Here is a 22,389-nt window from a genome sequence, read left to right as displayed (position 1 = left end):
TGTATTAAAAATGGTCTTCCGCCGCTATCAATGGAAGAGCAATAATGAATCGCTTAACAGATAAATATGCATTAATTACCGGGGGAACCAGTGGGATTGGGCTAGAAACCGCCCGCCAGTTCCTTGCCGAAGGTGCGACAGTCGCTATTACCGGTAGAAGTTCTGCCGCTTTGCACGCTGTACAAGCGGAGCTGGGAAATAAGGTGTTGCTGCTGAAAAGTGATGCCAGCAATATTGCCGACCAATCTCTGCTGGCCGCCAAACTGACCCAAAGCTGGCCACGTCTGGATATCGTTTATATCAATGCTGGAGATGTCACTCACCATCCGATAGATGAGTGGGATGAATCGAGTTTTGATCGCGTGCTCTCCACCAACCTAAAAGGGCCTTTTTTCCTCTTGCAGTCACTGTTACCTCTGCTGGCTAACCCGGCCTCGGTGATTCTTTGCGGTTCGGCCAGTGTGCATATTGGCTTACCTCAAAGCAGTGTTTATGCCGCCAGTAAGGCGGGGTTGCTGTCGCTTGCACGAACGTTATCGGGAGAATGGGCTGAAAGAGGCATTCGGGTGAATGGACTAAGTCCGGGGCCGACACAAACTCCTGCGCTGCAAAAACTGGGTTTATCGGGGAGCGAACAACAGAAATTGACAGAGCAAATTCGTCAACTGGTACCTATCAAGAGGATGGGAACACCGGCAGAACTGGCCCATGCCGCCGTTTTTCTGGCCTCAGATGAATCCAGTTTTGTTGTTGGCACTGAATTGCGGGTCGATGGCGGAGTCTCCAGCCTTTAAGGAATAATATTGGCAGCAAATTAGTCACTTATTGAACATATTGTCTTAAGAATAAATTAGGTGCAGATTGAGGGATATTTCTAACTGGCACACAACCATGAGGCGAGATGATGAAGGCTGCAATAGTTAAGACGCTAGGTGAATCCCCTGTTTTTGGGCAGTTTTCTGAGCCGACGCCCTTGCCCGGTGAAACAGTCATTAATGTTGCGGTGGCGGGTATCAAACAACTGGATCGCGCCATTGTGAAAGGCACACATTACTCAAGCCCGAAAACACTGCCTATCATTCCTGGCACTGATGGCATCGGGTCACTGTCGGATGGCTCGCGAGTTTATTTTGCCTCTTTCCGCCAGCCATTTGGCGCCATGGCTGAGCGAGCTGCGGCATCCTGGTATGTTCCAGTGCCGTCCGAGGTTGATGATGCCACTGCCGCAGCATTAATTAATCCGGCATTAGCCGCGTGGTTACCCCTTGCCTGGCGAGCCAAAATCCAGCCAGGTGAAACGGTGCTTATCCTTGGCGCTACCGGCACTTCAGGTAAGTTAGCCATTGCTGCGGCACGTCATTTAGGAGCCGGTCGGGTGGTGGCCGCCGGCAGACGTCAGGCGGTGTTAGCGACATTAGGGGCGGATGCCACGGTGGATTTGACACTGCAAGGTTCCGAGCTAACCGACGCATTTACACAAGCAGCAGGTTCAACCGGTTATGACGTGATTGTCGATTATATTTGGGGGCCAGCGACCGAGGCGCTTTTCGCCGCACTGACCCGCTATGATCTAACCGCTCATGCCAATGAAAGAGGTATCCGCTTGGTGAATGTCGGCTCGATGGCTTCTCCAACTCTGCAACTGCCCTCCGCCGTTTTGCGCAGCGCGAATCTACAAATTTTGGGCAGCGGAACCGGGAATTTCCCACCGATTCCTGAATTAAAACGTATTGTCAGTGATATCTTCAGTCTTGCAGCACAACAAAAGCTCAGTATTGAAACCCAGCTTCATCGGCTGAAAGAGGTCAGTGAAGTTTGGAATCTGAATAAAAACAGTGATATTCGCTCTGTACTCGCTATCGGATAAATGCGGTCTCGGGTTGGGCTGCCATGAGCACCAACCCGAGTGATGGGCATTAAGATGTCTGCACAAAACGATCAAGCTGCCTGCGCAGTTGATCGTTTTCTTTCTTAAGCTGCTCAATGCGCTCAAGCAACGTCAAGGTCATAGCCACACCAGACCAATCCAGATCCAACTCATTTTGCAGACGTTGTGCGCGTTTCAGGCAGCTCAATGCATCCGCGTCAAAAATCCAAACTGTATCTGTGGGCTCTAACGGCATAATCACGCCGAGTCCAACCACCTCGACCAGCTCATCCTGCATTATCCCCGTTGACTGGCATAATTCAGTCACGGTGTAGGTGATTTCTATTTCAGCCATAATCTGTTACTCCCATCCAGTCCGAGGATTAAATGCCGCTTGCTCTGACAACTGTTGCCAAAGTGCCCGCGTTTTCTCGTCTGGTTTCGGTGGCATCACCACTTTAAGGACCGCATACAGATCGCCAGTTCCTTTTTTGCTGACCAGACCTTTGCCTTTAATGCGCAACCGCTGACCACTTTGGCTGCCTGCCGGGATAGTTAGCGTGATTTTCCCCGTCAATGTCGGCATCTCGACACTCGCTCCCAAGGCGGCTTCCCACGGGGCTAACGGCACCACTATTTGTAAATTTTGGCCATCAACATCAAACAATGGATGTGGTGCGATGCGAATAATTAGGAATAAATCGCCATTGGCCCCACCTGCAAAACCCGGAGCTCCCTGACCTTTAAGGCGGATACGTTCACCATCGCCCACACCCGCAGGAATTTTTACCTTCAGTGTTTTGGCCGTTTCGCCACCCGCTCGGCCCGACGCATCAATGGTCGGAATCTTGTAAGAGATCGAACGCGTTTGTTCAGCTAATGTTTCTTCTAAAAAGATCGGCAACTCCATCTCAAGATCCTGGCCGCGAATCCCCTGAGAGGCACGATGGGAAGTGTGTCCAGCTGCCGCGCCGCGGTTGCCAAAGAAAGATTCAAAGAAGTCAGAAAAGTCATGAGCGCCGCCCGCGGCACTGCTATGCCACTGTTGGCCGCCAGTATTGTAGGCTGCTTGTCGTTGACCAAAGTGAGGGTCATTACGGTGCAATCTGAGTTCATCATATTCAGCGCGCCGTTCAGTATCTTTTAAGACTTCGTAAGCTTCGGCAACTTCCTTAAACTTACTTTCAGCGTCTGCTTCAGAGCTGACATCGGGGTGGTATTTACGCGCCAGCCTGCGATAGGCGGTTTTAATCTCTTTAAGGGAGGCGGTTGGCTCCACTCCCATCACAGCATAATAGTCTTTAAATTCCATGCGAAAATATCCTTAAATTCAATGTGTTATACACAATAGATTTCAAGGTGCAGGGAGGCGGCAAGATTGAGCACTGCCAATACACCTGCAGTTTGAAAAATGACAAACACGCCATCTGGCTTATATAAAACCCATCAATGCATATCTCTATACGGGAACCCATGACCCTAAACTATAGCTTACCCTGCTCATTTAATGTTACCGCCGCAGATGCAGCTGAATCACTGATGTTAATCATATAACTGGTCGCTGGGTTTATTGACCGCCGGCATCATTCTCTTCTGATTAACCTGCTTCACCGAGGAGCGCACCACCAGCTTGCCTTGCAACAGGGTATTACTGAAAGGGGCATCCGGGCGCAATAAACGCCGCTGTAACAACTGGATAGCTTCGGCTCCCAACTCATCACGAGGGACATGCACCGCCGTCAGTGGAACATCATGGATTTGCGCCAAATTAAAACCATCCATACTCATCACTGAGATGCTATCTGGCACGCTAATTTTCAACTTATTCAGTGCATTAACCGCGCCAACAGCCATATAGTCCCCGCCGGCTAAAATGGCTGTAGGAAGTTGGTTTTTATCCTCACAGGCCATGATATAGGCGGTTATCGCCTGTTCCGCTTCTTCTGCACCAAAACCATGGGTAGTGACCAGATGTTGGTTATCATCAAAACTCATATTATTGCTGGCAAAAGCTTCTTTGATCCCCACCAGCCGCAGCTCCATGGTGTTACGCCGCAAACACTGCAATGTTAGAATACGCCGATGCCCCTGCTGTATCAGGTAGTTGGCAGAAAATTCTCCAATCAGCTGATGGTCAGGAGAGACGCTATCCAATGACATCTCTTTGTCGCGGCAGTTGATTAACACTGACGGCTTATGCACCCCAGCCGCCAATGTATGGATACGTGGGTCATCAATACCAATGATGATTGCCGCTTCCGTCTGCGGGTTGGTTATTTTTTCCAGAAACAGCGAGATATCACTGTGAGTCTCAGATAATCCGCAGTAGCGAACCATCACTTCATGTTGACTGACCGCTTCAGTTATTCCCTGAATAACTTTGTAGTAAAAAATATCAGTCCGCACATCAAACGCCCGGTGCGGCGCAAACACCATGATGTTATTGAGCATGAGCCGCCCACTGGATAAATTCTGCAAAATGCCCTGGGACTGGGCATAAGCCATAACCTGCTGTTTTGCCTTCGCGCTGGTGTTGGCTTTACCGGCTAATACTCTGGATACCGTGCTAATTGAAAGGCCCGTCTGATTAGCTATTTCTTGTATTTTTAGCTTTCCATTCATTTTGTGATCTCTCTCAAATTAGCAAATGAAAAAATTTTCATAGCCAGAAAATAGCTTATTTAGGGACTTACTTAATATAAATGCTGAAATATTACTCAGCTTATGAAAATTCTTTCAAAAAAACGCGTATTAAAGCCAATTTAAGCTAGTTACCTTGTTTTGGTAAACCAATTTTAAAAACTTATCAGTCCGGTTAATTTTGATTAAATATAAAAATACTAACAATATCAATTAAGTATGTTTTATCGCTACGGTTTAATGTGAACAAAGTCACAATAAAACTCAGCGTAATCTTAATAACCGAAAATGGATCATACCAAAACAATAAGTTGGTCCGGTTAATTTACTGCTGACTAACGCCAGGAGGCTGGGATGAGTGTTGAGATTAATCAATCTGCTAAAGTTGTTGGGCGGCGGAAAATAAAATCATTACGCTGGTGGATGCTGGCGCTATTTCTACTTGGGGTCACGGTTAACTATATTACCCGTAACTCTCTGGGTATCCTCGCCCCAGAACTAAAAACCAGTCTGAATATGACCACAGAGCAATATTCATGGATTGTGGCATCATTCCAGCTGGCCTATACCGTGTTCCAACCGCTTTGTGGCTGGCTAATCGACGTCATCGGTTTAAAGATGGGGTTCCTGATTTGTGCCAGTGTCTGGGCGGTGGTGTGTATGATGCATGCCGGCGCGGGGACATGGTTCCAATTGGCGGTGCTGCGTTTCTTCATGGGCAGTGCTGAAGCCGCCGCAACACCAGCCAACGCCAAAGCAATTTCTGACTGGTTCCCGAAAAAAGAGCGCCCTATTGCTGCTGGCTGGGCAGGAGTTGGCTTCTCTATTGGCGCAATGTTGGCACCGCCAATTATCGTATTGGCCCATGTGGCTCTCGGCTGGCAAGGCGCATTCTTATTCTCCGGTGCCTTAGCCATGATTTGGGTATTGCTATGGTGGCGTTTTTATCATTCACCCGATACACATCCCAATCTGAGCAAAGAAGAATTTGAACTGATTCATCAGGACAATGAGCCAGTGCTGCCACGGCTGCCATTCCTTAAATCACTGGCTATTCTCAGCAAAAATAAGAAATTCTACGGCATCGCTATCCCGGCATTCCTGGCAGAACCGGCATGGGCAGTGTTTAGCTTCTGGGTTCCTCTTTATCTGGCGACCGAACGTGGCATGGATCTGAAACAGATCGCTATGTTTGCCTGGCTGCCCTTCCTGGCGGCGGATATTGGTAGTGTTGCCAGTGGCTACTTAACCAAGCTCTATCAAAAATGGTTTGGTTGCAGCCGCGTCAACTCAGTGGTTGCCAGCTCCGTCACCGGCGCTTTCATGATGGTTTCACTGGCCTTCGTGGCTATCACCAAAGACCCTTATCTGGCGATTGCGTTGATCTCCGTTGGTGGCTTCGGGCATCAGGTTATCTCCTGCATGCTTAGCGCATTAGTGGTTGAATCTTTTGATAAAAACCAAGTAGCAACCGTCAACGGACTGCGCGGTTCCTCTGCCTGGATCGCCAGTTTCCTGTTTACCTTATTGATCGGCGCGGTCTCCGACACCATTGGCTTTAACCCACTGTTTATCGCCATGGGCTTCTTCGATTTGATTGGTGCCGTGTTCCTGATTGCCTTGTTTGCTGAGTTCCGTAATAAGAAACAGTCGGCTGCCTGATGCTATTAACCCAGCAACAGCGCACCACTCGCGCTGTTGCCAGAAAAAAAGATGAGCTGTGATGAAAACATTAAAAAACTGGCAGTTAGTAAATGAATATCCCGACCATCTGGAATTGCTGGCCGATGGCCGACATAGTTTTTGTCTGTATGTATTAGAGCCAAACCTTTGTCGGGTGCTAATTAAACGCAATGGTGAGCTGGCACTGAATCGCACCTGGAGCATTGCGCCACAAGGCGATGTGCCTTGGTCTGGGCGTGACCGCCTGAGTCTGGAGGGCTTCTCTGTACCGGGTTATCAGTTAGAGCAGCGCCAACAGCAATTGATAGTGACCACGGATTGCTTACGAGTCACTATTCACCAGCCGCTCTATCTGGAGTGGGAATATAAAAACCCGCAGGGTGAATGGCAGCCACTGGCCGCAGATCGTCCTACTAGCGCTTATCTACTCAGCCCGCAAGGCGAAGCGATTGCTCACTATCAGCGCCGCTATCCTAATGAGCAATATTATGGCTTGGGGGAAAAAGCCGGGGATCTCAACCGCGCGGGCCGCCGCTTTGAGATGCGCAATTTAGATGCCATGGGCTACAATGCCGCCAGCACTGACCCGCTGTATAAACATATTCCTTTTACCATCACCCGCCGTGATGATGTCAGTTTTGGCCTGTTTTATGACAACTTAAGCAGTTGCTGGCTGGATCTGGGGAACGAGATTGATAATTATCATCTGGCTTATCGCCGCTATCAGGCCGAAGCCGGTGACCTTGACTACTATATGTTCCTCGGCCCCAAAGTGTTGGATGTGACCAAAGCTTTTGTTCGTCTGACCGGTAAAACACAGTTTGGCCCTAAATGGAGCTTGGGTTATAGCGGCTCTACCATGCATTACACCGATGCCCCCGATGCACAGGTGCAGCTACAAAAATTCATTACCTTATGCCAGCAGCATGATATTCCCTGCGACTCTTTCCAGCTTTCGTCTGGCTATACCTCCATCAAAAACAAGCGCTATGTCTTTAATTGGAACTACGACAAAGTGCCACAGCCGCAGGTGATGAGTCAGGCATTCTTGCAAGCGGGGATCAAACTGGCGGCGAATATCAAACCTTGCCTGTTGCAGGATCACCCGCAGTATCAGCATGTTGCCGAGCGCGGGTTATTTATTCGCGACGGCGAAACCGGGCTGCCTGAGCGCTCTTCATTTTGGGATGACGAAGGTTCACACCTTGATTTTACGAACCCGGCAACCGTCGATTGGTGGCAAGAGAATGTCACCAAACAGCTATTGGAAATGGGGATTGGCTCAACCTGGAATGATAATAACGAATACGAAGTGTGGGACGGCGAAGCGCGCTGCAATGGATTTGGTGAATCTATAGCTATCAAACACATCAGGCCGGTGATGCCATTGCTGATGATGCGGGCCTCAATGGAAGCTCAACAAGCATTCGCGCCAGATATACGTCCGTATCTGATATCACGCTCTGGTTGTGCCGGGATGCAGCGCTACGCCCAGACCTGGAGTGGTGACAACCGCACCAGCTGGCAAACACTGCGCTACAATATCCGCATGGGGCTGGGCATGAGCTTGTCTGGCTTGTACAACCTTGGCCATGATGTCGGCGGTTTTTCTGGTGATAAACCTGAAGCCGAACTATTTATCCGCTGGGTACAAAACGGCGTTATGCATCCACGGTTTACTATTCACTCATGGAATGACGACAACACCGTCAACGAACCCTGGATGTATCCAGCCGCCACACCAATGATCCGCGAGGCCATGGCGCTACGTTATCGGTTATTGCCTTACTTCTACACGTTGCAGTGGCAAGCTACCCATGACGACGAGCCGATGTTGCGCCCAACTTTCCTCGATCATGAGCATGATAGCTGCACATTTAAAGAAAATGACGACTTTATGCTAGGTCGTGACTTACTGGTCGCCAGTGTGGTTGAACCGGCACAACGTCAGCGTCAGGTTTATTTACCGGATAATAATGTCGGTTGGTACTGTTTCCATACTGGGCAGTGGTACAGCGGCGGGCAAACTGTGGTGTTAGATGCGCCACTCGAGCGCTTGCCTCTGTTGGTGCGGGCCGGTGCCGCGCTGCCGCTATCACGGCGCATCGCTTTTGTGAATGCTGAACAGGACTCTCAGCGTGAGTTAGCACTTTACCCAACAAAAGGCGGCGGGCAATCCACTGGGATGTTGTTTGAAGACGATGGCGAAAGCCACCGCTGGCAACAAGGCCATGCATTATGGCTAAGTTGGCAGGTCACGACCGATAACCACCGTATTGATATCACCTTTAATCGTACCGGGAGTTACCAACCGGCATGGCAAGAATTGACGGTGAAACTACCAGAAAATGAACATCGTGAGTTATACATCAATGGTGTGGCGGGCCACAAACTGCAACTGAGCCTGTTGGCTTAACCAGTAAACGCTGCGGGCTCCCTATCAGAGCCCGCTTATTTTTGCATTCAAGAAGGCATCAATTCAACGCGCTAACGCAGCAGTTTTAGTGAGCCCGTTAATGAACGCACCCATTTCTCCGGCCCAACCAATCCCAAGCCATCTAACTGCTCATCAATAAGAGAACGTAGTGGGAAAGCCGCTGCATAATCCTGAAAACTATGCATTGAGCGCGCAAATGCAGGGAAAGGGACTATCGCCCGCTCATCGGTGAGCAGCAATGCTTTCAGCAGCACCTCCCTCATCTGTGAAGCATTCGCCTGTAAAATAGGTACTGGCAATTTTGAACTGACATCAATTTCCTTCCCCACCGAATCGGATAACGTCATACCCGCCAGTTGTGGGAATTTTGCTGCTAAACCAATCCCTACTGCGCCGGTGGTATTGGCAATTAAGCCAACAGAAAGTTCGGGGTTAACAATAATCGCGATCCGCATTTGTTCTGCCACAGCCAGTGCCCTTTTGCCGCTAATGTGTACAAAATAGAATATCCCTCCTCAGCGGGTAAGTGCTTTCTTTTATCACCTTCATTCAGCTAATATTGGTAACCTATACCTCATTTAAATAATAAAAAGGTAGAAAATGCCATCATCATTAATAACTGCGGCAGATATAAAAATCTTAAAGCAATTACAACACTCAGGTCGCATGACCAACCAAGAGCTGGCCGATAAAGTGGGCATGGCCACCTCCCCGTGCTGGCGGCGGGTAAAGCAACTTGAAGAAAGTGGCATTATCACTGGCTATCAGGCCAATATTGATCGGCGCAAGATTGGGTTAGGCATTTTGGCTTTTATTCGGGTGAAAATTGATAGCCACAGTGAAGAGGAATCAAAGCTGTTTGAAATGCAGGTTGGCGCATTAAAACCGGTGATTGCTTGCTATGCCGTGGCGGGAGATGCTGACTTTTTGCTGCAAGTGGTCGCGGAAGATCTCGACAGCTTCTCGACCTTCGCGATGTCGGTGATTCGCCGACTCTCAGGGATTAAAGAGATGCAAACAACCTTTGTGCTGCGTGAGGTAAAACCACTGGATCATTTGCCGCTGTAATACCTCACGTTGACTCAATCTAGGCCGCCAGCACTCTGTTGCGGCCCGATGCTTTGGCGCGGTAAAGAGCCTCATCCATGCGTTTGAATAAACTATCGGTATCCTCACCAACTTGATGCTGCGCAACCCCCAAACTTACCGTGAGTTGCGGCAGATTAGGTTGGCAGATCATCTGAATAGTTTCTCTAATAGATTCAGCCACCTGTAATGCTCCATTCAGATCAGTTAACGGCAGAAGAATGACAAACTCCTCACCTCCCCAGCGGAAAACAATGTCGCATTCACGAATGATAGACTCTAGGGTTCTGGCTAATAGAATCAATACCTCATCACCCTTATGATGCCCAAGCTGGTCATTAATCGATTTGAAATGGTCTACATCCAATAAAATCAAACTAAAGTTCTGACCATAACGTTGGCTCTGGGCATGAGCATGTTCGACCAAAGGAAAGAACTGACGCCGATTGCCTAAATCTGTCAACGGGTCGCGTAAAGCAGCATGTTCCAAGGCTTGTTCAAGACGTTTTTGTTCAGTGATATCGTGAATAATACACAGCATCAATCGGATACCATCCAACTCTACCGGCCCGGCATAGGTTTGGACGTGGCGCGTCTCCCCATCAGCTAATTTATGAATAAAATTAAGCGGTTTATGGCCGCCGGGTAATTTGGCAACCTCATTCATGACAGGTAAAACATCCTTCCCCATGATGTTAATTTCCCAGGTGTGCTTCATGCACATCTCATCGCGAGAATAACCATAGAAACGTGTCGCCGCCTGGTTAGCATCAACAATTTGCCCCTCCCTTGAGGGATCAATAAGGAGCATTGGAGCAGTATTGGTACTGAAAAATTGCTGGTAAAAACCCTGCACATCACGGGAATAAGGTTTTGAATATAGCTGCCCGACATTGGGCTGAGTCAGTACAGTGTCTGAAATATAGAGCCCTTCAAAAACAATCACATCGCCGTAAGGTTCTAGCTGAGTGAGGGAAAGCTGGCAACTCAAGGGAAAGGTATTTTTTCCTGTCTGAACAGTCCAAATCTCCACAATTTGGTCATCGTCGGCTAATGCGGGGAGATAAGCACTTAGCTGCTGCTGCGCATGTGCTGAAAACCGCCCATTGCGCATGAGTGACAATGGACAATTGCCTGCAATTTTCCGGGCTTCCTTGTTGGCAAAGAGTATTTCCTGATTTTTGGGCAACACGACCCAAACCGGCGTACTCAAAATATTTAATGCATCTAAGTAAGCTATCAACATAGGAATACCGATAAATATTTGGCATGAGAACAGAATACAGTTAATTACCTTGAATTCACTCTATTTCTATTTACACAAAAGCTTACCAACAAAATCCACTCAAAATTGCAACTATTCTGTATAAGTTGCACAAGTATTATTACAGCAAGAATAATTAGCGTCTATCTTTATCAATGAGCACCACTCTCTTAAGTAGAGGCATTTATGTTTCTAAATTATTTTGCACTGGGTGTACTTATTGTCGTCGCTCTCGTTATCTTCTATGGAATCATTATTCTTCATGATATTCCTTATTTAATCGCCAAAGCCCGTAATCATCCCCATGCCGATGCTATCCACGTCGCCGGTTGGGTAAGCTTGTTTACTCTTCATGTTATCTGGCCATTCTTATGGATATGGGCCACCTTGTACCGCGAGGAACACGGCTGGGGCATGCAAAATCAGGAGGCTGCGTTTACACAATTGCAGCAACGCGTGACAGAACTGGAGCAAAAACAGAACAGTACCACCATCCCGCCATTGGAGTAACATCATGGATTTGCTCATTATCCTGACGTACGTCGCGTTTGCATGGGGGGTATTTAAGATATTTAAAATACCGGTAAATAAATGGACGGTACCCACTGCGGCATTAGGCGGTGTTGTTTTAGTCGGCGCACTTATATTATTAATGAACTACAACCATCCTTATACTTTTCTGGCACAAAAAGCAGTTATTTCTATTCCAATAACACCTCAGGTCACCGGTATTGTCACTGAAGTAACAAATAAGCAAAATTCATTAATGAAAAAAGGTGACATCCTTTTTAAAATCGATCCTATCCGTTATCAAGCCCGAGTTGATAGATTACAGGCCGATCTGGTCACTGCCGTTCATAATGCTCAGGCACTTAAAGGGCAATTAGACGAAGCCATCGCCAATACATCTCATCTCAGCGCAGAACGTGACAGATTATCCAAAGACTACCAGCGCTATCTAAAAGGGAGTAGAGCGCAAGTAAATCCCTTCTCTGAAAGTGATATTGATAACGCCCGGCAGAACTATTTGGCGCAGGATGCATTAGTGAAAGCATCCGTCGCCGAACAGGCACAAATTAAAAGCCAGGTAGATAGCGTGCTAAATGGAGAACAATCTCAAATTGTTAGCCTCAGAGCTCAGTTAACCGAAGCAGAATATAATCTTGACCAAACCGTCGTGCGCGCCCCAAGCAACGGCTATGTTACTCAGGTATTGATCCGCCCCGGAACTTACGCCGCAGCTCTACCATTGCGCCCGGTGATGGTTTTTATTCCTGAACAGAAACGCCAGATTATCGCCCAGTTTAGACAAAATTCACTGCTGCGACTCAAAGCCGGTGATGAAGCTGAAGTGGTTTTCAATGCCCTACCCGGGGAGGTCTTTTCTGGCAAGCTGACAACCATTGTCCCCGTGGTACCTGGCGGCTCATATCAAGCTCAGGGAGCACTACAATCACTGAATATTATGCCCGGCACTGATGGCGTGATGGTAATTATTGAGCTGACACCGAACAGTGAAATTGACGCATTACCTGATGGTATTTTTGCTCAGGTAGCCGTTTACTCCGACCATTTCACCCATGTTTCGGTAATGCGCAAAGTTCTGCTGCGGATGACCAGTTGGACACATTATCTCTATCTCGATCATTAGACGTAAATCGAGCGGCATAAGTATCTTCAACATCAGGAAGCTAATATAAATCAGAATATTAGCTTCCTATCAAAAAATCGAGTTAACCCACAACCCGTGGTACATCGCTATTGTTTCGTAGTATCAAATGCTTGCAGCAACCATTGTTTGAACTGCTGCACATCTTCACGTTCGGCTTTTTCACGGCTAGTCACAAAGTAGTAATTACCGCCGGGCAATATCCCCGGTAGCGCTATATGCAGCAAGCGCTGCGCCAGTGCGTGATGAATTAACAATTCACTGGCCAGTAGCACTCCCTGCCCCGCGATAGCGGCCTGAATGGCGTGTGTCTCATCATCAAAGCGAATCCCCGACTGCACCGCTAACTCTGCCGGACCAAAAGTCTCTCGCCAATGCCACCAGTCCGGTTCTGGCGTCGGTACGTGGCGGTTTTCAATGTGAAACAGGGTCAACCCAAGCAAATCCTCTGGGCAAGATAGTTTTAACTGTGGACTGGCGACTAACACGAAGCGATCACGATATAGCAATGTGTTATCGAGTGTCTCGTCAGATTGCATGCCGTAGCGAATAGCGCAATCAGCCATTGCGCTGCGCACATCGACCAGCTCAGTGCTGCTGTGTAAACGCAACTCCAACTGCGGATGCTGGTTATGCAGCGCTGGCAAACGGGGTACCAACCAATTGGTTAGGAAGTTAGACGTGGTACTGAGAGTCAGCACCTCCGGCTGTGCTGCATTGCCAATGGTATCAAGCGCTTCACGCAAGGTGGCAAACATGTTCTCGGAAGCTCGAAAGAGAATATCACCGGCAGGTGTTAGAGTGACGGCGCGTGCCGAGCGGGTAAACAGGCGCTGATTTAACACCTCTTCCAGTACACGGATTTGATGGCTAATGGCGGTTGATGTCACACCAATCTCCTCCGCCGCATATTTAAAGCTGGCGTGACGAGCCACAGCATCAAAAACACGGATTGCAGAGAGCGGCGGCAGACGGCGTGATTTCATGGATGAATTTAACTCATCAATGGCTGAAAAGTATGACTTTGATTCAACCGGTTAATAGGGCGTAGCCTGTTGGCATTCACAAACTGTTCATGATGATTATTCATCATAATCAGGCTAACAGGAAGCCCGATGACTCAATTTACTGCGATAAAAACTTCATCACCTACACGCCACCTGACACTGCTGGCTCCCGGTATCGCCCAAGCTTTGATTGCGCTGGATTACGCCATAGTTTATGTAGCACTGCCAACACTGGCGCAGCAACTGGGGCTTTCGCTCAGTGAGATGCAGTGGGTGGTTTCACTCTATGGCCTGACATTTGCCGCTTTGCTGTTACTCGGCGGCAGTCTGTGTGATCGCGTCGGCGCACGGCGCATCTTCAGTATCGGTATGACGTTGTTTTTACTGGCGTCGGTGCTAGGTGGACTGGCACAAGATGGCTCTCTGCTGCTGATCGCCCGCGGCGGACAAGGGATTGCTGCGGCACTATTGCAACCGGCAGTTCTGGCATTGATGGCACAGCGTTTTCACGGCGAAGCCCACCGACGCGCGCTAGCAATCTGGAGCGCCATTGGTGCACTGGGGCTGGTGGCGGGGGCAATATTGGGTGGCGTGCTCACGGCACTCAACTGGCGGACCATCTTTTTCCTTAATCTACCATTAGGGCTACTCGCGCTATGGCTGGTCAGACGCGACTTTCCCATACTGCGACCACAAAGCGAGGCGCAGGGCATTGGTATCGGGGCATTGGTTGGTAGTGCGGCGGCGGGTGCGCTGGTCTGGGCGCTAATGCGCTATGCCGAAAGCGGTGAGGCTGATTTTATCGCCAACCGACTAGCTGCGGCGGCGATACTGTTATTTATTTTGCATGAGCGTTATGCACCACGTCCTTTGCTATCACATTCACTGCGGGCACTACCTGGCCTACAAAGCGGCTGGCTCAGCAGTGCCTGCTATATGGCCAGCGTCGGCAGCCAGTTTTACGCCATGACGCTGTTGTGGCAACAAACTTGGCAGCAAGATGCCGTAACTACCGGGTTGCTATTCACACCATTGGCCCTACTCATTGTGGTAGGGAATGCGCTTTATACTCGGCTAACAGCACGATATGCCAGTTCACAAGTGCTGGCCGCCGGGTTCGCTAGCGCGGCTCTCGGACTAGGGCTGTTGGCCGCCGCTCTAACCACACCACTTTCTCCGTTATTTATATTTGGGATCGTGCTGAGCGGTATAGGTCACGGGCTAATTTACCCGGCAATGTTCGCTGTGGGGCTGGCGTCCGTTCCCACACAGCAGCAAGGCCGCGCAAGTGCAGTGATGATTACCAGCCAATATACTGCAGGCGCAATGGCACTGGCCGCAATAACTGTACTGCTCGGCACCCAGCCAGATCTGGGCGACTGGTCCATAGTATTCCAACTACTGACCGGTGCCGCACTGATCGGCATGTTAATTGCCCTGTGCTCACCAAGGCGCTAATCATCAAAAGACAACAAAGTAGATTTCAATAGACGAACAGGTATATAGGAATAACTAGATTAGCCTGAGAAGTGCGGATTTACTGGGTTTGATGGACTTCGGGAGATACTGCGAGACGTTAGATTGGAGCGGGTGAAGGGAATCGAACCCTCGTATAGAGCTTGGGAAGCTCTCGTTCTACCATTGAACTACACCCGCTTCGGTGTGCGGTTTGCATTATAACCGGTTCTTTGACGTGGGCAAGCGAAGATATAGCCTAAGCGCCGGTATTTTAAGCGATTAGATTAAATTAAGCCTAACAGCGGCTGTTTTTATGGAAATATTTTGCTCAGTAAAAAGGGCGCCGTAGCGCCCTAATGGATTTACCGTTAACCGGATTCTCTTATTTTACCGGGCGCATCGCCGGGAACAAGATAACATCACGGATGGTGTGGCTGTTGGTAAACAGCATCACCATACGGTCAATGCCAATGCCCAGACCCGCTGTTGGCGGCAAACCATGTTCCAGAGCAGTGACATAGTCTTCATCATAGAACATCGCTTCGTCATCACCCGCTTCTTTGGCGCTAACTTGATCAGCAAAACGTTGTGCCTGATCTTCAGCATCATTCAGCTCAGAAAAGCCGTTACCAATCTCGCGGCCACCAATGAAGAACTCGAAGCGGTCAGTGATAAACGGATTATCATCATTACGACGTGCCAGCGGAGAAACCTCTGCCGGGTATTCAGTAATGAAGGTTGGCTGGATCAGGTGGCTCTCTGCGGTCTCTTCAAAGATCTCGCATTGAATGCGGCCTAAGCCCCAGCTCTTCTCTACTTTGATACCCAATGACTCAGCAATAGCCACAGCTTTGTCCATATCGTCTAAATCAGCCACATTGGTTTCAGGACGATATTTGCAAATGGCTTCTTTCATCGTCAACTTGGCAAAAGGCTTACCAAAATCAAAGGTCTGCTCACCATACTGCACCACACTGCTACCCAATATGGTTTCTGTCAGTGTACGGAACAGCTCTTCGGTCAGCACGATCAAGTCTTTGTAATCCGCATAGGCCATATAGAGTTCCATCATGGTGAACTCTGGGTTATGGCGCGGTGAAACACCTTCATTACGGAAGTTACGGTTGATTTCGAACACCCGTTCAAAACCGCCGACAACCAGGCGTTTCAGATACAGTTCTGGCGCGATACGCAGATACATATCGATATCCAGTGCATTGTGATGAGTCACAAACGGGCGCGCAGAAGCACCACCAGGGATCACTTGCATCATTGGAGTTTCGACTTCCATGAAGCCTTTTTCCACCATGAAACTACGGATACCTGACATCACTTGTGAGCGAACTTTGAATGTATGGCGAGACTCATCGTTAGCGATCAGATCCAGATAACGTTGGCGATAGCGCGTTTCCTGATCAGCCAGACCGTGGAATTTATCCGGCAGTGGGCGCAATGCTTTGGTCAGCAAACGCAGCTCGCTACAGTGGATAGACAACTCGCCGGTTTTAGTCTTAAACAACTTACCGCGCGCACCCAGGATATCGCCCAGATCCCACTTTTTGAATTCTTCGTTATAAACGCCTTCCGGCAGATCATCACGGGAAACGTACAGCTGGATTTTGCCGCCGACATCTTGCAGTGTCACAAATGAAGCTTTACCCATGATACGACGGGTCATCATACGGCCAGCCACAGTCACTTCGATATCCAGCGCTTCTAATTCTTCATTCTCTTTGCTGTCGTACTCAGCATGCAACTGGTCAGAAAGATGCTCACGGCGGAAATCATTAGGGAAAGCAATTCCCTTCTCCCGCAATGCAGCCAGTTTCTCCCGACGAGCTTGTAACTCACTATTGAGCTCTTGCGCTTGCTCAGCGACTTGTGGTTTTTGCTCTGACATCTCAGTTCCTCATAGCCCGGCTTTCAAACTTGCTTCAATGAATTTGTCCAGATCGCCATCCAGTACCGCTTGCGTGTTACGTGTTTCCACACCAGTACGCAAATCTTTGATACGGGAGTCATCCAGAACATAAGAACGGATCTGGCTACCCCAACCAATGTCGGACTTGTTATCTTCCAGAACCTGTTTATCAGCATTTTTCTTTTGCATCTCAAACTCATACAGCTTCGCTTTCAGCTGTTTCATCGCTTGATCTTTGTTTTTATGCTGTGAACGGTCATTCTGGCACTGAGTCACGATATTGGTAGGAATATGGGTAATACGTACCGCAGATTCCGTTTTGTTAACGTGCTGACCACCCGCACCAGATGCACGGTATACGTCAATACGCAGGTCCGCCGGGTTGATTTCGATATCAATGTCGTCATCAACTTCTGGGTAGACAAAAGCAGAACTGAAAGAGGTGTGACGACGGCCACCAGAGTCAAATGGGCTTTTACGTACCAGGCGATGTACGCCAGTTTCAGTACGTAACCAGCCAAATGCGTAATCGCCGATGATCTTAATGGTGGCAGACTTAAGGCCAGCAACATCACCATCAGATTCTTCAATGATTTCAGTTTTGAAACCCTTGGCTTCAGCCCAGCGCAGGTACATACGCAGCAGCATGCTGGCCCAGTCCTGAGCTTCTGTCCCACCGGAACCGGCTTGCAGGTCCAGATAGCAGTTAGCGCTGTCGTATTCACCAGAGAACATGCGGCGGAACTCGAGCTGGCCCAGCTTGCCATCAAGAATATCTAACTCAGCAACAGCTTCGTTAAAAGTCTCTTCGTCGTCAGCTTCAATGGCTAATTCCAACAAACCGGAAACGTCTTCCATACCTTGATCCAGTTGATCAATAGTGGTGACAATTTCTTCCAGCGCGGAACGCTCTTTACCCAGCGCTTGGGCGCGCTCAGGTTCATTCCAGACGTCGGGCTGTTCCAGCTCGGCGTTTACTTCTTCCAGTCGCTCTTTCTTGGCATCATAGTCAAAGATACCCCCTGAGAACATCTGTCCGATCAGACAGGTCCTGAATTCGGTTTTTTACCGGGTTTATTTCAAACATGGTTTAAAGTCTTACGTTGAGTCGTAGATGACGGAATGTCATTAGAACCGGTAATTCTAACGGATCTCAACGACGGTTTATAGCACGTTGACTATATTTGTAGCGCCTTATCCTGCTTACCTAGCGTTACAGCAGTGTAAGTAGCGCTTATTGGCTCGGCCCCTCCATGGACCTTGCCCCTTTGAGGCCACAATCAGCCGGGTTCAAACCTGCCTGCGCTAGATTTATCACTCGAGTGACTGATTAATAAGGCCACAAGTGCTGAATTAATAACTGAACACTGCGATTGCCACGATACTCATTAATATCGAGCTTATAGGCCAGCTTAACTTCACGCACACTGCTGTCGGGCCATAAAGTGGTATCGATATTAAAGGCAATACCATCCAGTAAAGGACCGCCATTCAATGGCTCGACCATCAGTTTCAGATGGCGTTCCCCCACCAGCCGTTGCTGCAAAATGCGGAATTTGCCATCAAATGTCGGTTCAGGGAAAGATTGCCCCCACGGGCCGCCATCGCGCAGTAACTCTGCGGTTTCCAGTGATAACTCGTTGCCCTTCAATTCACCATCTGACCAGATAATGCCTTCTAGCTGCGAGGCATCCATCCATTCACCAACTAAATCTGCAAAACGCTGGCGAAACTCCTCGAACTTATCCTGCTCCAGCGATAACCCTGCCGCCATGGCATGGCCGCCAAATTTCAGCATCAACCCAGGGTTTAAGGTATCTAAACGCTCAAGAGCATCGCGCATATGTAAACCCGCGACACTACGCCCCGAGCCTTTCAGTAAACCGTCGCCCGCAGGAGCAAAGGCAATGACTGGCCGGTGAAAACGCTCTTTAATCCGCGAGGCTAAAATCCCCACGACCCCCTGATGCCATTCCGGGTGGTACATCGCAATGCCGTAAGGTAATTCAGTGCTGGTACGTTCCAGTTGGTCACACAGTTGCAAAGCTTCAACCTGCATTCCCTGCTCTATCTCACGGCGTGTCTGATTTAGCGCATCTAGATCGATTGCCAGCGCCCTTGCCTGAGCAATATCGTCACTAAGCAGCAGTGCAACACCGATGGACATATCGTCCAGACGCCCGGCTGCATTAAGCCGAGGGCCGAGGGAGAAACCGAGGTCATTCGCCGCCAATTGGCGCGCGTCGCGGTTGGCGACTTCCAGTAATGCACGAATACCGGGGCGGCATTTCCCTGCACGAATACGACTGAGCCCCTGATGCACCAAGATCCGATTATTGGCATCCAGCGGCACGACATCCGCCACAGTACCCAGCGCCACTAAATCCAGTAGCTCAGCCAAATTGGGTACAGCCAAAGTACGCTGATCAAACCAGCCGCAATCCCTAAGACGGGCGCGTAATGCCAGCATTAGATAAAAAGTAACCCCCACTCCGGCCAGTGATTTAGAGAGAAAATCACATCCAACCAAATTCGGGTTAATGATGGCTTCTGCAGCTGGCAAGGTTTCACCCGGCAGATGGTGGTCGGTAACCAAGACTTGGATACCCTTGGCATGCGCCAAGTCCACTCCCGCATGGGAAGAAATGCCGTTATCGACAGTGACGATCAGCTCCGCGCCGCGTGCCGCAACTTGTTCGACAACTTCAGGGCTAAGCCCATAGCCATCTTCAAAACGATTTGGCACCAGATAATCAATATTACTGCCGCCCATGCTGCGTAACGCGAGCACGGCCAGCGCGGTGCTGGTTGCGCCATCCGCATCAAAGTCACCGACAATCACGATACGCCGCCGGTCGGCCAATGCTTGTTGCAACAACGTGACTCCGGCATCAATGCCGTCGAGTTGCTGCCAGGCCAACAAACCTTTTACGCCGCGCTCCAGCTCCTCGGCATTTTTTACACCTCGGCTGGCATAAAGACGGCGCAATAATGGGTGTAACTGCGCAGGCAAATGGCTATCGTCCACCGGCTCACGACGGCGAAGTTGAGTTTTCAATGTCACGGAAGATTAACCCGCCGCTTTTACTGAGGCCTGATGCTTATTCAGCATCTGTAGCATTTCTTCTGGCTTCAAATACCCAGGAACGATAGTGCCGTCTTGCAGCACAATGGCAGGTGTCCCCTGAATACCAAACTGCACACCTAGCTGGTAATGCTTGCTGATATCGGTTTTACAGGTTGCCGGAGAGATATCGACGCCTTTCATCGCATCGTCGAAAGCTTTGTTGCGGTCAGCCATGCACCAGATAGAGCGCATGTCTTTTTCTGCCTGAGAACTTAAGCCCTGACGCGGGAACGCCAGATAGCGCACGGTAATACCCAGCGCATTATAGTCTTTCATTTGCTCGTGCAATTTATGGCAATAGCCACAAGTAATATCGGTAAATACGGTAACGACGTGTTTTTCCTGCGGTGCTTTATACACAATCATTTCGCCACTTAATGCTTCCAACTTTTTCACCAGCATCTGATTGGTCACATTCACTGGCTGGTTGCCGCTGACGTCATATAGCGGCCCTTGCAACAGATGTTTACCGTCGGCTGAGATATAAAGTACTCCACTTTCTGTCATCACCGTGCTCAATCCGGGGATTGGCGATGGCTGGATATCAGCTTGCTGAATGTCTAATTTTTTCAACGTTTGTTGGATAGCGGCATCATCAGCATGAGCCAGCCCGGTGAATGCAGCGATTAATATCGGCAGCAGCAATAAACTTTTTTTCATTTATAAATCCTATCTCTTTCTACGTCGCTATTATGCGCGCGGATGATGCTGTTGATGTAGCTGCTTCAAGCGTTCAGTCGCTACATGGGTATAAATCTGGGTCGTCGACAGGTCGCTGTGGCCCAGTAACATTTGTACCACACGTAGGTCCGCACCGTGGTTCAACAGATGCGTGGCAAAAGCATGCCGTAATACGTGGGGTGAAAGCCGTTCACTATCAATACCGGCAAGGATCGCATAGTGTTTGATTCGATGCCAGAAAGTCTGTCGGGTCATTTGTTGGCTACGGTTGCTGGGGAACAGTACATCCAGTGACTGACCATTGATAAGCCATGGACGCCCGTGCTCCATGTAATTTTCAATCCAGTACACTGCCTCTTCTCCCAAGGGCACCAACCGTTCTTTGTTCCCTTTACCAATAACCCGCACCACTCCTTGGCGTAGACTGACATCACTGATGGTCAGCCCAACCAACTCCGACACCCGTAAACCCGTGGCATAGAGCACCTCCAACATGGCTTTATCACGCAACTCCAGCGGGATATCAACATTGGGCGAATTAAGCAACGCATCAACCTGTGCCTCACTTAAATCTTTCGGCAGGCGCTGCGGTAATTTGGGCGATGAAAGCAGCGCCGTTGGGTCATCTTCACGTAATTTTTCACGGTATAAATATTGAAATAACCGCCGCATAGCACTAAGTAAGCGAGCTGAACTGGTGGCTTTATAACCGCCCTCAATACGCTCGGCAAGAAAGGACTGCAAGTCCTGCGAACCGGCGCGCAATAAATCACTACCGTGGTGTTCTAACCATCCACTCAGTGCATGTAAATCCAAGCGATATGAGGCCAGTGTATTCTCCGCCAGATTCCGTTCCAGCCACAGGGCATCAAGAAACTGTTCAATCAGCGGGTTATTTTGCTGTTGCATGACTGTTTCTCTCTTTGATTGAACTCAGTAGCCATTATGCCTGATGGCGAGACAAATCTGGTACACTCGATGCTATTCCTTATTAGTAATGCTATGGCTATACATCATGAAGATTGGTCTCTTTTACGGCTCCAGCACCTGTTATACCGAAATGGTGGCAGAAAAAATCCGCGATATTCTCGGTGAAGATTTGGTTGATTTACATAATGTAAAAGATGCCAGCCCCCACTTGATGGAAGAGTACTCCATTCTAATTCTGGGTATTCCTACTTGGGATTTCGGTGAGTTACAGGAAGACTGGGAAGCTATTTGGCCACAGCTAACACAACTTAATCTCAAGGGAAAGATTGTTGCCATGTATGGCATGGGTGATCAATTCGGTTATAGCGAATGGTTCCTCGATGCGCTTGGTATGTTGCATGACCATATTGCGCCATTAGGGGTCAAATTTATTGGTTTTTGGCCTATCGACGGGTTTGAGTTTACCAGCCCAAAACCACTCAGCGCTGATGGTAAACACTTTGTTGGCCTGGCATTGGATGAAGTCAATCAATATGATTTAAGTGAAGAGCGCATCGAACAGTGGTGTGAGCAAATTTTGCTGGAGATGGATGCTCTGCTTTAGTCACATAAACGGGCA

20 protein-coding genes and 1 tRNA gene are annotated in these 22,389 nt (G+C 49.0%); 9 read left to right on the top strand and 12 right to left on the bottom strand.

Features of this window, described 5'->3' with window-relative positions; translation table 11 throughout:
* Positions 1 to 44: 44 nt before the first annotated feature.
* Both N0H69_RS07505 and N0H69_RS07500 read left to right on the top strand, forming a co-directional pair.
* On the top strand, positions 45 to 794 hold the full coding sequence (locus N0H69_RS07505; RefSeq protein WP_050109839.1) for an SDR family oxidoreductase: 750 nt from the start codon (positions 45 to 47) through the stop codon (positions 792 to 794).
* Between the two features lie 110 nt (positions 795 to 904).
* Positions 905 to 1,867 (top strand): quinone oxidoreductase family protein, encoded by a 963-nt coding sequence (locus N0H69_RS07500; RefSeq protein WP_050135901.1) that lies wholly within the window; start codon positions 905 to 907, stop codon positions 1,865 to 1,867.
* 49 nt (positions 1,868 to 1,916) lie between these two features.
* Here N0H69_RS07500 and cbpM read toward each other — a convergent pair whose 3' ends face one another.
* The 3 genes from cbpM to N0H69_RS07485 all read right to left on the bottom strand — a co-directional run bounded on the left by cbpM (position 1,917) and on the right by N0H69_RS07485 (position 4,489).
* Entirely contained in the window at positions 1,917 to 2,222 is a 306-nt protein-coding gene (gene cbpM, locus N0H69_RS07495) for a chaperone modulator CbpM (protein ID WP_050152266.1), read from the bottom strand.
* Positions 2,223 to 2,228: 6 nt separating this feature from the next.
* Entirely contained in the window at positions 2,229 to 3,179 is a 951-nt protein-coding gene (gene cbpA, locus N0H69_RS07490) for a curved DNA-binding protein (RefSeq protein WP_050152267.1), read from the bottom strand.
* A gap of 230 nt (positions 3,180 to 3,409) precedes the next feature.
* Positions 3,410 to 4,489, bottom strand: coding sequence for a LacI family DNA-binding transcriptional regulator (locus tag N0H69_RS07485; RefSeq protein ID WP_050135896.1), 1,080 nt, complete (start codon positions 4,487 to 4,489; stop codon positions 3,410 to 3,412).
* A gap of 372 nt (positions 4,490 to 4,861) precedes the next feature.
* Between N0H69_RS07485 and N0H69_RS07480 the strand changes: the two genes are divergently transcribed.
* On the top strand, positions 4,862 to 6,169 hold the full coding sequence (locus N0H69_RS07480; RefSeq protein WP_050109844.1) for an MFS transporter: 1,308 nt from the start codon (positions 4,862 to 4,864) through the stop codon (positions 6,167 to 6,169).
* A 61-nt stretch (positions 6,170 to 6,230) separates the two neighbouring features.
* On the top strand, positions 6,231 to 8,606 hold the full coding sequence (locus tag N0H69_RS07475) for a glycoside hydrolase family 31 protein (protein ID WP_050152269.1): 2,376 nt from the start codon (positions 6,231 to 6,233) through the stop codon (positions 8,604 to 8,606).
* Between the two features lie 71 nt (positions 8,607 to 8,677).
* Here N0H69_RS07475 and N0H69_RS07470 read toward each other — a convergent pair whose 3' ends face one another.
* Positions 8,678 to 9,100: a DUF2000 domain-containing protein gene (locus N0H69_RS07470; RefSeq protein ID WP_172665480.1), complete on the bottom strand. Its 423-nt coding sequence runs from the start codon at positions 9,098 to 9,100 to the stop codon at positions 8,678 to 8,680.
* Positions 9,101 to 9,227: 127 nt separating this feature from the next.
* Between N0H69_RS07470 and N0H69_RS07465 the strand changes: the two genes are divergently transcribed.
* Positions 9,228 to 9,695 carry an Lrp/AsnC family transcriptional regulator gene (locus N0H69_RS07465; protein ID WP_050109846.1) on the top strand — a complete coding sequence of 156 codons (468 nt, stop codon included), beginning with the start codon at positions 9,228 to 9,230 and terminating at the stop codon, positions 9,693 to 9,695.
* Positions 9,696 to 9,714: 19 nt separating this feature from the next.
* On the opposite strand, the gene N0H69_RS07460 is transcribed toward N0H69_RS07465, so the two are convergent.
* Complete coding sequence (locus tag N0H69_RS07460) at positions 9,715 to 10,959, bottom strand: sensor domain-containing diguanylate cyclase (RefSeq protein WP_050146590.1); 1,245 nt, start codon at positions 10,957 to 10,959, stop codon at positions 9,715 to 9,717.
* Between the two features lie 204 nt (positions 10,960 to 11,163).
* Between N0H69_RS07460 and N0H69_RS07455 the strand changes: the two genes are divergently transcribed.
* Positions 11,164 to 11,487, top strand: a complete 324-nt coding sequence (locus N0H69_RS07455) for a DUF3302 domain-containing protein (RefSeq protein WP_050109848.1) — start codon at positions 11,164 to 11,166, stop codon at positions 11,485 to 11,487.
* Positions 11,488 to 11,491: 4 nt separating this feature from the next.
* Positions 11,492 to 12,628 carry an HlyD family secretion protein gene (locus N0H69_RS07450; RefSeq protein ID WP_050109849.1) on the top strand — a complete coding sequence of 379 codons (1,137 nt, stop codon included), beginning with the start codon at positions 11,492 to 11,494 and terminating at the stop codon, positions 12,626 to 12,628.
* Between the two features lie 107 nt (positions 12,629 to 12,735).
* On the opposite strand, the gene N0H69_RS07445 is transcribed toward N0H69_RS07450, so the two are convergent.
* Positions 12,736 to 13,632 (bottom strand): LysR substrate-binding domain-containing protein, encoded by an 897-nt coding sequence (locus tag N0H69_RS07445; protein WP_050152271.1) that lies wholly within the window; start codon positions 13,630 to 13,632, stop codon positions 12,736 to 12,738.
* A 129-nt stretch (positions 13,633 to 13,761) separates the two neighbouring features.
* Here N0H69_RS07445 and N0H69_RS07440 point away from each other — a divergent pair, with 129 nt between their 5' ends.
* Entirely contained in the window at positions 13,762 to 15,111 is a 1,350-nt protein-coding gene (locus tag N0H69_RS07440; RefSeq protein WP_050109851.1) for an MFS transporter, read from the top strand.
* Between the two features lie 124 nt (positions 15,112 to 15,235).
* Here the strand turns inward: N0H69_RS07440 and N0H69_RS07435 are convergent.
* From N0H69_RS07435 to xerD, 6 genes are all read right to left on the bottom strand, one after another.
* A tRNA-Gly gene (locus N0H69_RS07435) sits at positions 15,236 to 15,309 on the bottom strand.
* A 184-nt stretch (positions 15,310 to 15,493) separates the two neighbouring features.
* On the bottom strand, positions 15,494 to 17,011 hold the full coding sequence (lysS, locus tag N0H69_RS07430) for a lysine--tRNA ligase (protein WP_050109852.1): 1,518 nt from the start codon (positions 17,009 to 17,011) through the stop codon (positions 15,494 to 15,496).
* Positions 17,012 to 17,020: 9 nt separating this feature from the next.
* Positions 17,021 to 18,119 (bottom strand): peptide chain release factor 2 gene (gene prfB / locus N0H69_RS07425; RefSeq protein ID WP_098906695.1). Its coding sequence is split into 2 segments (ribosomal slippage): positions 17,021 to 18,043 and positions 18,045 to 18,119, totalling 1,098 coding nucleotides; the frame shifts between segments, so codons are not numbered across the junction.
* 243 nt (positions 18,120 to 18,362) lie between these two features.
* Positions 18,363 to 20,096, bottom strand: a complete 1,734-nt coding sequence (gene recJ / locus N0H69_RS07420; protein WP_050152272.1) for a single-stranded-DNA-specific exonuclease RecJ — start codon at positions 20,094 to 20,096, stop codon at positions 18,363 to 18,365.
* Positions 20,097 to 20,102: 6 nt separating this feature from the next.
* Positions 20,103 to 20,819: a bifunctional protein-disulfide isomerase/oxidoreductase DsbC gene (gene dsbC, locus N0H69_RS07415; protein ID WP_050109854.1), complete on the bottom strand. Its 717-nt coding sequence runs from the start codon at positions 20,817 to 20,819 to the stop codon at positions 20,103 to 20,105.
* A 30-nt stretch (positions 20,820 to 20,849) separates the two neighbouring features.
* Positions 20,850 to 21,749, bottom strand: coding sequence for a site-specific tyrosine recombinase XerD (gene xerD, locus N0H69_RS07410; RefSeq protein ID WP_004706788.1), 900 nt, complete (start codon positions 21,747 to 21,749; stop codon positions 20,850 to 20,852).
* A gap of 106 nt (positions 21,750 to 21,855) precedes the next feature.
* Between xerD and fldB the strand changes: the two genes are divergently transcribed.
* On the top strand, positions 21,856 to 22,374 hold the full coding sequence (gene fldB, locus N0H69_RS07405) for a flavodoxin FldB (protein ID WP_050109855.1): 519 nt from the start codon (positions 21,856 to 21,858) through the stop codon (positions 22,372 to 22,374).
* The last annotated feature ends 15 nt before the right edge of the window (positions 22,375 to 22,389 follow it).

Source organism: Yersinia alsatica (genome assembly GCF_025133195.1).
In the GTDB taxonomy this organism is placed as follows: Bacteria; Pseudomonadota; Gammaproteobacteria; order Enterobacterales; family Enterobacteriaceae; genus Yersinia; species Yersinia alsatica.
The sequence above is the reverse complement of the archived record's forward strand: the minus strand, read 5'-3'. Positions and strand labels throughout refer to the sequence as shown.